Below are 13740 nucleotides of genomic sequence, written 5' to 3'. Positions count from 1 at the left end.
TCCTGGGGGGAGCGGCGTGCGTCGAAGTGAGCTCTGTGAAGTTGTGCCGGACGGTCTCCGGGGCCGCGCGGGCTACGCCCTCACCTGTGCTCGTTCGGGCATCACCTGGACTGACGGAACGAGCTGGTTCGCGGATCGGAGCACGTCGGGCGCGCCGAGGGTCTCGAGGTCCAGTTCCTCGGTGCTGTGGATCCGCAGCGTGGTCTGCTCCCCGGGCAGCAGCGTGACGAGGGCGTCGTCGACGAACCCCGCCGGATCGGCCTTGTCGACGAGGAGGGTGAGATCCCGGATCAGCGTTCTGGCCTGGACGGTCAGCTCGTATCCCTCCGGGATCCTGTTCACCTCGGCGCGGAACGACGCCGGCGCGAGCGCGCTGTCTCGGTACTCGGCGAAGAACCAGAGGGCGCGGACGCCGTGGAGGGCCGCGACGACCAGTTCTCGTTCCGGGGAGGAGGCGGTGCCGATCTCGTCGGGGATCCGGACGCGCTGCGCGCTGCGGGGTCCGACGGCGACCGCGATGGCGGCCTCTGCCAGGATCGCGCCCTCGTAGTCTCTGCGTTCCAGCAGCAGCTCGCCGTCCCATCGCTGGTCGGTGTCGTTGAGGATCGCCGCCTCGAGACCGTCCGGAGCGGGCTGGATCGTGACCAGCTGTTCCCGGTTGATGTGCCGCAGCGCGTAGAGCATCGGCTTCGCGCGCCCGTCACCGTCGACGGCCGACCAGGAGGTCACCGGCCAGCAGTCGTTGAGCTGCCAGACGATGGTGCCGGAGCAGATCGGCGCGCGGGAGCGGAACCATCCGATCCCGGTGCGGATCGCGGCCGCCTGATTGAGCTGCATCGCCCAGTGCCAGTCCGACATGTCGTTCGGCAGCCGCAGGTGCGGGAGCAGCCCGTCGGTGAGCTTGTCGTTGCCGTTGACGGCCTTCTGGTGGACGACCATGCCCGGAGACTCCGGCGTGAGCGGGTCGTCGGAGACGGCACGCGTCAGCGTCGCCCAGGCCGGTGGCGCCTGCCAGCCGAACTCCGCGACGAACCGCGGCGTGTAGTCGAGGTAGTGGAGGTAGTCCTTCTCGTTCCACACATCCCAGATGTGGATGCTGCCGTGACGCGGGTCGTTGTGATCCGGGTCGTCGCCGAGCCCGCTGCCGGCGGGGGTGAACGGGCTTCCGGGGGTGTATCCGATGTGCGGCGCGAGTTCCTCGACGATCCTGGGCAGGAGGTCGTGATAGTACCACGCCCCCCAGGTGGCGCCGTCCAGCCGCGAGAGGTAGCCCCACTCGTGAAGACCCCAGAGGTTCTCGTTGTTGCCGTTGAGGATCACCAGCGACGGATGCCCGGCGAGGCGGGTGACCGCTTCACGCGCTTCCGCCTCGACCTCGCCGCGCAACGGCTCCTCCTCGGCGTAGGCGGCACACGCGAACAGGAAGTCCTGCATCACGAGGATCCCTCGCTCGTCGCAGAGATCGTAGAAGTCGTCGGACTCGTAGATGCCACCTCCCCAGACGCGCAGCAGGTTCAGCCCGGCGAACGTGGCCTGACCGATGCGGGCGGCGTAGCGGTCACGGGTGACCCGGTGCGGGAACGCGTCGTCGGGGATCCAGTTCGCACCGCGGATCTCGATGCGGCGACCGTTGATCCGGACCGTGAACGGAGTGCCGTGCTCGTCGGGTGTCGTGTCGAGGTGAACCGTGCGGAACCCGATGCGCTGGTCGCGCTCATCGAGCACCGTCTCGGACGCGGGGTCGCTGACATCGATCAGGGCGACCGTGACGTCGTAGAGCGCGGGGTCGCCGTGCCCGCGAGGCCACCACAGCCGCACGTCGGGAACCTCCACGTCGACCACGATCCGGTCGGTGTCCCGGCCCAGATCGGCGCGGATCGTTCGGCCCCCGACCGTCACGAGGACGGCGAGGCGCCGATCGCGATCGGTGCGGGCGACATCGATGTGCAGGGCGAGCAGCCCGAGCGAACCCTCCACGGTGACGACGGGGCGCACGTCGCTCAGCCGCGCGGTCCACCGCTCCACCCGCACCGGACGCCAGATGCCCACGCTGGCCGTGTCGATTCCCCAGTCCCAGCCGAAGCTGGATGCCATCTTGCGCAGCGCGTTGAACGGGTGGGGGTTCACATGCGGCCGGTATCCCAGCTCCAGCGAGCGGCGGTCGGCCTCGCGGACGGGCGACTCGAGGTCGACCTCCAGGGCGTTCGATCCGCGCCGCGCGGCGGCTCGGATGTCGTACCGGTAGCTGCGGTGCATGTTCTCGGAGCGGCCGAGCTCGTGACCGTTCAGCCGAACCGTGGCGACCGTGTCGATGCCGTCGAAGACGAGGTCAAGTCCGGGGCCGAGATCGTCCAGATCGAAGTCGGTGCGGTATCGCCACCGTGACCGGCCGATCCACGCCTGAGCGGACTCCTGATCGTCCAGGTACGGATCCTCGGTGATGCCGGCGGCGTGCAACGCGGTGTGCACGGTGCCGGGGACCTCGGCCGGGACGCGCACGCCGCCCAATCCGACGGGCGCCCTTCCTTCCAGGTGGAGGAGGGTCCAGCCGTCGCGCACGTCGGTTCGTCGCAGTCTCATCCCTTGCTCCGCCCAATCCCGTTGGTGCGGTCGAAGACGGCGCGCAGCGCGCGCAGCGCGCGTTCGTCGTCGTCGGGGCCGCCGCCTTCGTGCCCGTTGAACTCCCACAGCCGGATCTCTCGCTCCCCCGCCAGCTCGTGGTACACGCCGTACACCGTCGACGGCGGGCAGGTGGAGTCCATCAGCGCCGCGGACAGCCAGGTCGGCGCGGTGATCCGCCGGGCCAGGCTCACCCCGTCGAAGTAGGCGAGCGTCGCGAACACCCGTTCCGTGGCGTCCCGGTGGGTCGCCAGGTAGCGACCGATCTCCTTGTAGGGCATCGCGTCGGTGATCCGGGACGCCCGGCGGATGTCGGACAGGAACGGCACATGCGCGACCACCGCGGCCACGTCGTCCCGGAGCGCCGCCGCCGCCAGCGCGAGCGCGCCGCCCTGGCTACCTCCGACGACCGCGATCCGGGTGACGTCGACCGTTGAGAACGATCGCAGCGCGTCGACGGCACGAACCGCGTCCACGTACAGACGCGTGTAGTAGTGGCCCGCAGGATCCTCGATGCCATTGGTCATCTGACCGGGAATGGTCGGGCCGGACGGGCCGACGGGGTCCGCGGTGGCTCCCCGCCGGTAGCCGCTGCCCTGACCGCGGCTGTCCATCATCAGATGGGCGTATCCAGCCGAGGACCACAGCAATGACTCAAGGTGGTGTCCCCGTCCGCCGCCGTAGCCCTGGTACTGCACCACCCCGGGGATGGGCGTGGTGCGGTGCTTCGGGAGGTAGAGCCACCCGCGGATCGGGTGACCGCCATGGCCCGCGAACCGGACGTCGAACACGTCGATCGTCTCCAGCAGCGAGTCCACCGCTGTGGCTCGCACGTCGATCGGATGCTCGGCGGCACGCTGGAGCTGGGCGGTCCAGAAGGCGTCGAAGTCCTCCGGGTCGACCACGGCGCTGCGGTAGTCGAGCAGCCCTGCCTCGTCGAGATCGGTGAGCATCTCTGCTACACCCCCGCCGACGCGGGAGCCGGCGCCGCGTCATCAGACGGCGTCGGGACACGGTCGAACGCGGCCCCGCCGGTGCGGATCTGCTCCGGCCAGGCCAGGGACACCCCGAGATCCTCGGAGAGCACCTGCTGCAGCCGCGTCAGCTGCCGCTGGTCCTCACGGATCCGCGCCGGGTCCAGACCGGTCTCCACGACGCGCGCGGCCAGGGCGCCGACGGCTTCGCCGATCGACCACTCCACCGGGTGCAGCCGGTATGCGCCGTTGGTGATGTGGGTGGTGCCGATGTTCTTGTTCGCGGCGACGAAGTTGTCGGCGTCGGCCGCGATCAGCGCGCCGAGGGGGATCTGGAAGGGGAAGCAGTCGATGTCGACGTAGTTGCGCCCCGACGTGCTGGGGTGCAGGTCGATGCGGTAGTAGCCGATGCCGACGCTGTCCGCGAAGATCGCGCTTCCCGCGTCGGCACCGCGCATCCGGCGGCCGATGTGTCCCTCGGTGACGGTGAACAGGGCGCGGATGCGCCGCGACTCCCGGATGTACACCTCCTTCGCGAGACCGTCGGCCGTGCCCGTGACGTCCCCGCGGGGACGCAGCTCCGGGTAGCCGAACCCGCCGTCGTGGCGGGGCGCCTCGGTCTGCATCCAGTACACGAAGCTGCGGGTGAGCGAGCGTGCGCCCTCCAGCGCCTTCTCACGGGCCTGCGGGCTCACGCCGTGCAGCGGCAGCTCCCAGTAGTCGATCTGCGGCCAGTTGACCAAGGTGATCTCCCCGCCGGTGAAGGCCGGGTCCAGCAGCTGCCTGGCGAGGATCCGCCGGTACTGCCAGAGATCGTCCGCACGCGTGTGGATCGCCTCCTGCGGGGACTGCGCGAACAACGGGCGCACCCGCGGCTGCAGGGTGTCGGGGACCACGTCCTCCCAGGACAGCTGGGAGGCGGGCCAGCGCGGGTCGACGGTGTCGCGCCAGTGCTCGTAGCGATCGGGCCGGGGGATGGTGTGCTCCTCCCCCGGACGGTACTCCAGGGCGACGCACCAGCTGACCGCCTGCTGGTCGTGGACGTCGGCGACGTCGGGGGCGTGCAGCTCCCCGGTCTCGTCCCTCCCCTCCGCGCCGATGACCACCGGCAGTCCGGCCGGCTCGATGAGGTCGCCCTCCTCCGTCGCGTCGGCGACCAGGGTCGCGCGCACCTCGAGCTGATCGCCGTTCGGCGCGCGAAGCGTCACCGACGTGATCCGTCGCCCATCCCGGCGCACGTCGACCGCGGTGTGCTCGCGCAGCACGGTGATCGCCCCGGATGCGATATGCGCCGAGAGGATCTCCTCCACCGCCAGGGCCCCGACGCGTGGTTCGTGGCAGATCCGTGAGACGAAGCCCATCCCGGGATTGAGATGTTCGATCCCGGCGGCGTCCTCGGTGAGCGGGTACGCGCGCCGGTAGTGACCGCGGATCGCCTCCCGCAGCGCCCGATAGCTGGGCGAGGTCAGAGAGGTCTCGATCCACTGGTGCTCGTCAGGCGGCACAGCCTGCGTGGACAGCTGTCCGCCCAGCCACGTCGAGCGTTCGGCGAGAACGACCCGGCACCCGAGCTTCGCGGCGGTGAGCGCCGCCGCGACGCCTCCGAGCCCCCCGCCGACGACGAGGAGATCTGTGGAGATGGCGGAAATGCGCAAAGGATTCCTTTCGAGAGGTCGGGCCGGTCAGCCCTTGACGCTGCCGTCGGCCAGTCCGGCCACGAACGCGCGCTGGTTGAACAGGAAGAGGACGACGACGGGGATGGTCGAGATGACCGCGCCGGCCATCAGCGGGCCGTACTGGATGTTGCCGCTGGCGAGGAAGCGCGCCAGCGCCAGCTGCACGGTCTGGGAGCTCTCCGTGTTGGTCACCACCAGCGGCCAGAGGAAGTCGTCCCAGACGCCGACGAAGGAGAAGATCGCGACGACGGCGACCAGCGGCTTCGCCAGCGGCAGGTAGATGGAGCGGAAGATTCGCCACTCGCCGGCGCCGTCGATGCGTGCCGCCTCGGCGAGCTCAGGGGGCGCCGTGCTGAAGTACTGACGAGCGAGGAAGATGTTCATCGGCAGGATCAGATACGGGAGCATGACCCCGGCAAGGGTGTCGAGGAGCCCGCTGCCGCCTTGCCCGAGAATGTCGTTGCCGCCCGCCAGCGGTATCCCGCGCGCCATCAGGAACAGCGGTATGAGAGTCACGGAGACGGGGATCGCTGTGGTGGCGACGATCCCGACGAAGATGCCGAAGCTGCCGGGGAACGGCATCAGTGCGAACGCGTAGCCGGCGAGGACCGAGAAGACGCTGTTGCATGCCACGACGGCGACGGCGACGATCGTCGAGTTGAGCATGGCCCGCACGATGTCGGCGTCCGTCCACGCCGTGCCGAAGTTCTCCAGTGTGGGGTTGGCGGGGATCAGCGAGACGGAACCGAACGCTTCGTTGTTCGGCGTGAAGGCCAGGCTGATCATCCACAGGAAAGGCATGACAATCAGGAACGACAAGACGTAGAGGAAGATCATGGCCGGTACGCGCGACGTGCCCTTGATCCTCGTCGTGCGTCGTGACGTGGTCGCCACAGGTCGAGTGACGGTCACTTCTGTCTCCCAACGAGCGAGCGGACGGAGAGCACAGAGAACCCGACGATGAACGCGAACAGCACGAACGCCATCGCCGACGCCGATCCGAGCTGGTTGTACTGGAACGCCTCGGTGTAGATCAGGTAGTTCACGGTCGTGGTCGACCCCAGAGGCCCGCCCTTGGTGAGGACATAGATCTCGGCGAATCCCTGCGCGAGGAAGATGATGTCCATCGTCACGACGTAGACGAGCATCGGCCGCAGCCCTGGGAGCGTGACGTAGCGGAAGGTGTTCCAGCGACCGGCGCCATCGACGCGGGCGGCCTCGTACAGGTCGCGGGGGATGGACTGCAGACCGGCCAGCAGGAGGACCATGTTGCTGCCGAGCGCCTTCCAGATCCGCATGGCCGAGGCGGCGTTGAGCGCCGTGTCGGCATCCAGCAGCCACTTCTGCCGGGGAAGGCCGAACGTGGCGAGGACGTCGTTGAACAGGCCGTTCGGAGAGTACATCCACAGCCAGACCAGGCTCACGACGGTCAGGGAGACGATGTGCGGAAGGTAGAGCGCGGAGCGGAAAAGGCCGACTCCGCGAAACGGCCGGTTCACCAGCAGCGCGAGAACGAGGGCGATGACGACCGTCAGCGGCAGGACCTGCAGCACGTACCGCCCGGTGACCAGCAGCGCGTTGCCGAACTCGGGATTGCTGACGAGTTCGGCGTAGTTGTCGAAGCCGGTGAACTCGGGACCGCCCCGGCGGATGGGGTTGTAGTCGGTGAAGCTGAGAACGAACCCGTAGACGACCGGGATCATCTGGAAGATCAGGATGTACAGGCCCGCGGGAAGCACGAACAGCAGACCGATGAGCTGTACGCGGTTCCAGCGACGTTGTCCGGGGCGGGGCGAAGTGGTGCGGGGGGCGCTGGTCGACACGATGAGAGGCTCCTACCGGCTCTGCTTGAGGACCTTGTCGACCTCGACCTTCGCCTGGTCCAGTGCGTTCTGCGCGGTCACGACGCCGTTCAGCGCCTGCTCGAGGTGCTTGTCCAGCGTGTCTCGCGCCTGCACCCAGCCCGGAACATTCGGGTTGGGCTTGAAGTTCGGCGCGTTCGCCACGAACACCCGGAGCACTGGGTTGTCCTTCACGTAGGCCGTCTCAGCCGCGGACGCGCGTACCGGAACGGCGCCGATGCCCCGGGTGTACTCGGCGCCGACCTCAGGGCCGAGCATGTACGAGATGAACGCCCACGCGAGGTCCTTCACCTTGCTGTCGGTGTTGATCATCAGGCCGGGGCCCGATCCTCCCAGAGCGGAGCCCTCATCCTGTCCTTCGAAGGGCAGGGCGGTCATCACACGAAGGTCCAGGTCGGGGGCCGCGGCGACGATCTGGTTCGCGCCGCTGGCCGACTGGATCTCCATCGCCGCCGTGTCCAGAACGATCGGCTGCTGCGCGGCGGGCGCGTTGATGTAGTCCGCGCCGAGGTTCGCCGAGACCGCGTCGGGACCGGCGAACAGATCGGTGAAGAACTCGAGCGCCTGGACACCCTGCTTGGAGTTGAACGTGGCCTCGGTGCCCTGCTCGTTCAACTGGGATCCGCGCGCCGATCCCAGCAGTGCGGCAAACGTCTGCTGTCGGCCGATCGCCTGGCTGGGCACCAGCAGCCCGGAGCGGGTGATGGTGTCGCCGTCACGCACCGTGAGCTTCTCCGCGGCGGCGCGTACTTCTTCCCATGTCTTCGGCGGCGCGTCGGGGTCGAGCCCGGCGGCGGTGAAGTCGGCCGCGTCGTACACGATCAAGCTGCCCTGCATGGACAGCGGCATCAGGTATTGCACGCCGTCGACCTGTCCGCCCGGCAGGGCGGCGGCCATGTCCTCTCGGTCTGCCGAGTCGAGCTTGGCGAGATGGTCGTCGAGGGGCTCGAGCCGGTCGTTGACGACGAAGTCGGCGATCGCGGCCGGACCGTGTCCGAACACGTCCGGGGCGGTCCCCGCGGCGAACGCGGCGTTCAGCTTCGTGGACAGGTCGCCCCAGTCGACGAAGGTGACATCGAGCTTCGCGCCTGTCTTCTCCTCGAACGCCTTGGCGATCGGTCCGGTGACGAGGTCGATCTCGGTCTGGTTGGTTCCGGGGAACCAGACGGTCAGAGTCTTCCCCTTGACCCCGTCGCCGCTCGGCGATGCGTCATCGGTCGGCGCTGAGGTGCATCCGGCGAGCAGGACCGCGCTGATCGTCAGCGCGGTGACGCCGCCCCAGCGCTGGGCGCGTCGTGGAGCATGAGCCTTCATCGGATCTCCTTTTTCGTATGAGTAGAGAACTGTTCGGTCTTGATACGGGGTGCGGGATGCGGGATGCGGAGTGCGGGATGCGGCCCGCTCAGGTCGGGATGGCCGAGCGGGACGTGTGCGGGCTGGTGATGGTCGCCGTCGAGGGCGGCTCGACCGGGAGCAACTCGTGGTAGGTGTTCGGGATGGTCCCGTCGAGCAGCTCCATGAGCACGGAGATGGCGCGACGACCGAGTGCGCGGCGCGGCATCCGGATCTGGCTCCAGGTGTGCGCGGGCGACACGTCGGGCACGGTGTCGAGCACCACGACCGAGAGGTCGCGGGGAATGTCGAGCCCGGCGGCCTGCGCGATGGCGGCCAGTATCGTCGCGGAGTCGTGGTTCTCGATCAACAGCGCGGTGGAGCCCTCGCGGAGGATCCGGTGGAAAACCTCGGCGTTCAGCTCGTCCGGCGCGACGAAGAGCGGGTCGCCCGAGCCGAGGCCCAGACGGGCGACATGCTCACGGAAGCTCTCATAGCGCGCCTCCTGCGGGTTCCTGCGCGTGGTCTCTCCGAGATAGGCGATGCGGCGGTGGCCGGCCTCGGCGAGGGGCTCGAGGACCGAGGCGAGCGCCTGGTGGTAATCGGGGGCCACGTACGGGAGCTGCGCGCTCGCACCGTCTCGTCGCCCGATGAACACGAACGGGTACTGCTCGGAGGCGAGGCGGACCAGCTCCTCTTCGTTCTGCTCCATACCCAGCATCACCGCGCCGTCGGCCAGACGAAGCCGGTTGGCCCCGTTGGCGTAGATCCTGCGGATCCCGTCGTCGCCCTGCGTGGACGCGAACAGCACGAGGTCGACCTTGAGCTCGACGGCCTGTTCTTCGATCCCCACCAGGAACGGGTTGTAGTAGTCGTCTGAGGTCACGGGGAACACCGGCTCGAAGGTGTGGACTCCGATGAGACCGTTGCGCCCTCCGCGCAGCGAGGTGGCCGCGGCGTTCGGGACGTACTGGAGCTCCTTGACGGCCGCGTGGACGCGATCCTGCGTCGCCTGCGGGATGGACTCCGCCGCCGCGCGGCCGTTGAGCACGAGCGAGACCGTGGACTGAGTGACGCCGGCGAGCCGCGCGATGTCGCTCTGCCTGGGAGCTCGCGTCCTCTTGGCCATCACTGTCTCTCAGTCTCGAGGTCATCTCATTGAGCCCGCTTCAATCTCACCGGCTCTCCACCTCAGTTGATATCAGTTACTCATACGAATTAGCAACCATGTGAGGAGCCACTGTCCCGGTGAGATGGCCGGCAACCGTCGTCGGCTCCGCAGGCTCTCGATGAGCCGCCTGACGGCCTCCGAAAAGGCTGCGCAGAAATCGTGATCTTCGTACCGGCTCGGTGACGGCATCTGTCTGCCCTGCTTACCGGGCATACGTTCCTGGCCCATGCCGTTCGAATTTCTCTCCGACCAGCAGGGCGCCCGCCATGGCCGTTTCCCCTCCGATCCGTCGGCGGCGGAGCTGGAGCGGTTCTTTCGCCTGGATGGCGCGGCGCTGACCGCGCCGGCCGCGCCGGCCGACAAGCTGGGGTGGGCGGTGCAGTGGAGCACGGTGCGGATACTCGGGGTGTTCCTGACCGAGGACCCCCTGGCGGTCCCACCCGGCACGGTGGCCTTCGTTGCGGAGCAGTCGGACCTGGATCCGGCCTGTCTGGCCGATTACGGGCAGCGGCCCAAGACCGCCTACGAGCACGCCTGGCAGATCCGCGAGCTGCTGGAGTACCGCGACTTCGGAACTACTCGTCTAGGAAGATCGGTCATGTCAGTGATGTCGGCGGTGGCACCGGGCCCGATGTGGTCGTCGTATTCTTCGGGGCGAAGCAATCAGCGAGCCGGTAGGGCGGACGCGCGCAGTGCCGCGGCCAGCCATTCGAACGGGAACCGCTCCGGTGGCGCGTTGTTCACGGCGGTGACCAGTGCCATGTACCGGTCGAGCGGTCCCTCCGGCTCCGGCGGTGTGCGGTCCCACTCCGCGCCCACCAGCATGTGGTCGGCCGTCTGAATCCGGAACTCGGGCGTGTCCGGCATCCCAGGGCTGTCCGGTGTCGCGAAAATGCCGGTCAGCCACCCGATCCATCGGTCGGCGATCTCCCGCCCCCGCGGTGAGTCCGGCGGCACCTGCTCCCGCGCCGCGTCCATCGCCGCCTGGCCGATCGGCGTGGCCGCCTCCAGGCTGTCCAGCATCGGCGACGAGGTCATCAGCGGTCCGGCCCCGGTGGTGCACACCTCGTACAGCTCATGGCGCACGGCCTGCCGGGCCTCGGTGTCCCGGACCATCTCGGCCAGCTCGATCCACGCCTCCAGCTGGGCCGCGGTGGGATGTTCGGGCAGCTCCGGCCGGGCCGCCCGCCACCACTCGACCATCCGCTCCGGTGGCTCCCAGCCGGTGGAGACCTCGGTCCAGAACTCGTCGATCAGCCGGTCGCGCTCCTCGTCCGGCATGCCGACAAGCTTGTGCATCAGCGTGACCTGCTCGGCCGTGGAGTCCTGTCGCAGGATGGCCGACAACACCGCGCGACGGCTGTGCAGCCGTGCCTCCTGCCGTGCCAGCAGGGCCAGGTGGGTGGTGGCCAGCTCGCGCAGCGTCGCCTCGCCGACCAGCACCCGCCGGATCTCGTCCAGGCCGGCGTCGAGTTCCCGTAGCGTCCGGACCAGTTCCAGCCGGGCGATGGCCGACACGTCGTACAGGCGGTGGCCGGCCGGGGTGCTGGCGGCCGGCGTGACGACACCGGCGTCCGCGTAGTACCGGACGGCGCTGACGCTCAGACCGGTCCGCCGGGCGACATCTCCGATGGCGTACAGCTCGTTCATGTCCACGACGCTCACTATGCAACCTCAAGCGGCTTGAGATGCAAGCTCCTGATGCCGCGTTCCTGAACGGAGTCAAAGACCCCTGCTGAACTGGGGGCATGATGATCTCAGGGGGATTGTCATGCCGAAGCCACTGCATGCGCGTCCGCCGATCGAACCGGCTCGCGCACGGCCGCGTGGCCCGAACGCCGCTGACCGCGCTCATGGTCTGCCTGGCCAACCAGCACATCCTGCTCAGCCGGTGGCACGTCCACGACCGCACCGAGCAGCCCGCGCCTCAGGACACGCCAACGCCTGACGAGCACGACCCCGCCCCGCCCAAGGCAGACAGCAGACCACCGCCTCGCGAGTGATTCCCACCAGAAGCCAGTATCTGCAGACAACCTGCGTGTTCGACTGGGGATTGGCGCCACATCAGCTCGACGACTCGTAAAGATCATTCCCGTGGAGCTCCAGGCGAACGGTGCTCCCAACCAAGCAGACATGGGGCCTACGGGTGAGCCCAGACCGCCGATGGGACCGTGGCGGCGTGACACGGGGCCCGGATCGAAAAAGCGCCTCCTCAAGGACGCCGAGACGCCGTGGCCTGTGTAGGAGGCTTCAGGCGGTGGTCGCGATGCGTCCGACCCACGGAGTTCTGGTCACCACCGGAGCTGCCGACAGCGCTGCACAGCGCGGCGTCACGGCTGCTCGACAACACAGGCAACGGACACCGCGTCGTCGTGGGAGTGGGACCTGCGGTACCCACACTCGCCGAGGTGACGTTGTCCTACCGGGGCGCGGTACAGGCGGCCCGGGTCGCTGACACCGTCCCGCTGTTCCGGCCGGTCGCCGAGTTCGGGAAACTCGGGGTCTACGGGCTACTCGCCGGCCTCCCGTCCGACCGGCTTCCGGGCCAGCTTGACTCGATGGTGGGCCGACTTCTGGGAACAGACTCCATCCTCTTCGCCACCGGGGAGCTGCTCCTCGGCCGCGTCGGCGACGTCCGCACCGTCGCGGACGCCCTCTCCGTGCACCGGGCGAGCATCTACCCGCGGCTCCGACAGATCGAACAGGTCACCGGCGTCGACCTCGCCGACGGAGAACAACGGCCGGCGTTGCATCTGGGCATCAAGGTCGCCCGGATGCAACGCCTCGTCTGAGTTCCGACTCAGCCCATCACCGTGCCCGAGTTCGCGGTGTTTCGGCTGCGCTTACGAGAGAACGCACTCAGGTCGATCTCCAGGCCGGTGCGCGGGGCCCGGAACCGGACGGGCGACGCGTCGTGGTCGACGCCGTTCTCCACCTGGTTGATCAGCTCCGTCATCAGCTGCCCCACGACCGGCGCGTTCTTGAACTGGTTGCCGCTCGTTCCAATCGCGAGGTAGAAGCCCTCGAGTTCGGTGCGGTCGTAGATCGGAGTCCAGTCGTCGGCGACGTCATAAACGCCCACCACGCCGCGCACCCGGTTGGGCACCGCCAGGTGGGGCAACCGCCGCGCGGCCCGCGTCACCTGAGCTTCGAAGACCGCGGCCGTCGGGTGGATGTCGACGGCGTCCGGGTCGTTGGTCCACTGCATTGGATCACACTCCGGTTCCGTTCCGCCGACGAGCAAGCCCCCTCCTACTTCACCGCGGAAATAGGTGCCCAGATCCATGTCCGCCACCACGGGCCCGCCATAGCCCTCCAGGACCGGCACGTGCGCTACTTCCTGCCTCATCGGGCGCACACCGATCGTGAAGTCGGAACCCACGCCGGCCAACCGATTCAACGCGCCCGACCACGGACCGGCCGCGTTGACCACGACGGCACAGGGAATCCGGGTGCCGTCCGACAGTCGCACCGACGTCACGCGCCCGCCAGCCTTCTCCACCGCTGTCACCGTGCTGCGGAAGCGGAACTCCGCCCCGCACGCCGAGGCCGCGGAGGCGAGGTTCACGGCGGCGAGGCTCGGGTCCGAGACGTAACCGGCATCCGGGGTGTACACGCCACCGAGCGAGTGTTTCGCGTCCTCCCAGAATTCCTCGTCGTCGAGCCGCTTCGGCGGCCAATAGCGGCCGACGTCGATACCTGGAACGCGCTCGGCCAATGTCGCGCTGTCCCATTCCTCGTAGGGAACACCGATCTCATCGAACAACGGAAGCCACGACGTACGCGGAGCCGCCTCGCCGTCCAGCATGACCAGCCCACTCTTGCGGAGCATCGCGAGGTCGCCGACATCGTGCCCGAGGTGGCCGGCCCAGTCGAGCCAGCCGAAATGCGCCTCCCACGCCGTCGCCACCCCGGCGGTGGTGGAGAAGTTGAACCGAACGATCGCACTCGATGCCGAGGTCGACCCCTGTCCAGCCCCTGGGGCCCGATCGAGCACGATCACCCGATGCCCCGCCCGCGCAAGCTCAAGGGCGATCGACGAACCGATCACCCCTGCCCCGATCACGACCACATCGGTACTCATACGTCGCCCTCTCTCCTGAAGC

The 13740-nt window shown here is 68.6% G+C and carries 11 protein-coding genes and 1 pseudogene; 3 read left to right on the top strand and 9 right to left on the bottom strand.

The annotated features are described in order from the left end of the window. Positions 1-72: 72 nt before the first annotated feature. The 7 genes from ACFFRH_RS19720 to ACFFRH_RS19690 all read right to left on the bottom strand — a co-directional run bounded on the left by ACFFRH_RS19720 (position 73) and on the right by ACFFRH_RS19690 (position 9592). The gene (locus ACFFRH_RS19720) at positions 73-2580 is read right to left on the bottom strand and encodes a glycoside hydrolase family 2 protein (protein WP_386158366.1); all 2508 of its coding nucleotides are present in this window, start codon (positions 2578-2580) and stop codon (positions 73-75) included. Then, complete coding sequence (locus ACFFRH_RS19715; protein ID WP_344743585.1) at positions 2577-3572, bottom strand: acetylxylan esterase; 996 nt, start codon at positions 3570-3572, stop codon at positions 2577-2579. Before ACFFRH_RS19715 ends, ACFFRH_RS19720 begins: the two co-directional genes overlap by 4 nt. A gap of 5 nt (positions 3573-3577) precedes the next feature. Continuing rightward, positions 3578-5248 carry an FAD-dependent oxidoreductase gene (locus ACFFRH_RS19710; protein ID WP_344743584.1) on the bottom strand — a complete coding sequence of 557 codons (1671 nt, stop codon included), beginning with the start codon at positions 5246-5248 and terminating at the stop codon, positions 3578-3580. Between the two features lie 27 nt (positions 5249-5275). Continuing rightward, positions 5276-6181 (bottom strand): carbohydrate ABC transporter permease, encoded by a 906-nt coding sequence (locus ACFFRH_RS19705; RefSeq protein ID WP_344743583.1) that lies wholly within the window; start codon positions 6179-6181, stop codon positions 5276-5278. Next, a complete protein-coding gene (locus ACFFRH_RS19700) occupies positions 6178-7092 on the bottom strand; it encodes a carbohydrate ABC transporter permease (protein ID WP_344743582.1) in 915 nt (304 codons plus the stop codon). The genes ACFFRH_RS19705 and ACFFRH_RS19700 overlap by 4 nt, the downstream gene beginning before the upstream one ends. Positions 7093-7104: 12 nt before the next feature. Beyond that, positions 7105-8445 carry an ABC transporter substrate-binding protein gene (locus ACFFRH_RS19695; protein WP_344743581.1) on the bottom strand — a complete coding sequence of 447 codons (1341 nt, stop codon included), beginning with the start codon at positions 8443-8445 and terminating at the stop codon, positions 7105-7107. Between the two features lie 88 nt (positions 8446-8533). Next, positions 8534-9592, bottom strand: a complete 1059-nt coding sequence (locus tag ACFFRH_RS19690; protein WP_344743579.1) for a LacI family DNA-binding transcriptional regulator — start codon at positions 9590-9592, stop codon at positions 8534-8536. Positions 9593-9860: 268 nt separating this feature from the next. On the opposite strand from ACFFRH_RS19690, the pseudogene ACFFRH_RS19685 reads away from it, so the two are divergent. Next, positions 9861-10208 (top strand): annotated as a pseudogene (locus ACFFRH_RS19685) (DUF4158 domain-containing protein); the annotation flags it as partial. An 89-nt stretch (positions 10209-10297) separates the two neighbouring features. Here the strand turns inward: ACFFRH_RS19685 and ACFFRH_RS19680 are convergent. Further along, positions 10298-11284 carry a helix-turn-helix domain-containing protein gene (locus tag ACFFRH_RS19680; protein WP_386158435.1) on the bottom strand — a complete coding sequence of 329 codons (987 nt, stop codon included), beginning with the start codon at positions 11282-11284 and terminating at the stop codon, positions 10298-10300. A 137-nt stretch (positions 11285-11421) separates the two neighbouring features. On the opposite strand from ACFFRH_RS19680, the gene ACFFRH_RS19675 reads away from it, so the two are divergent. Continuing rightward, a complete protein-coding gene (locus ACFFRH_RS19675) occupies positions 11422-11637 on the top strand; it encodes a hypothetical protein (protein ID WP_344743577.1) in 216 nt (71 codons plus the stop codon). A gap of 228 nt (positions 11638-11865) precedes the next feature. Next, positions 11866-12426 (top strand): PucR family transcriptional regulator, encoded by a 561-nt coding sequence (locus ACFFRH_RS19670; protein WP_344743576.1) that lies wholly within the window; start codon positions 11866-11868, stop codon positions 12424-12426. An 8-nt stretch (positions 12427-12434) separates the two neighbouring features. On the opposite strand, the gene ACFFRH_RS19665 is transcribed toward ACFFRH_RS19670, so the two are convergent. Beyond that, positions 12435-13718: an NAD(P)/FAD-dependent oxidoreductase gene (locus ACFFRH_RS19665; protein WP_344743575.1), complete on the bottom strand. Its 1284-nt coding sequence runs from the start codon at positions 13716-13718 to the stop codon at positions 12435-12437. Positions 13719-13740 lie beyond the last annotated feature (22 nt).

This window comes from Streptosporangium vulgare (genome assembly GCF_042428775.1).
GTDB lineage: Bacteria > Actinomycetota > Actinomycetes > Streptosporangiales > Streptosporangiaceae > Streptosporangium > Streptosporangium vulgare.
The sequence above is the reverse complement of the archived record's forward strand: the minus strand, read 5'-3'. Positions and strand labels throughout refer to the sequence as shown.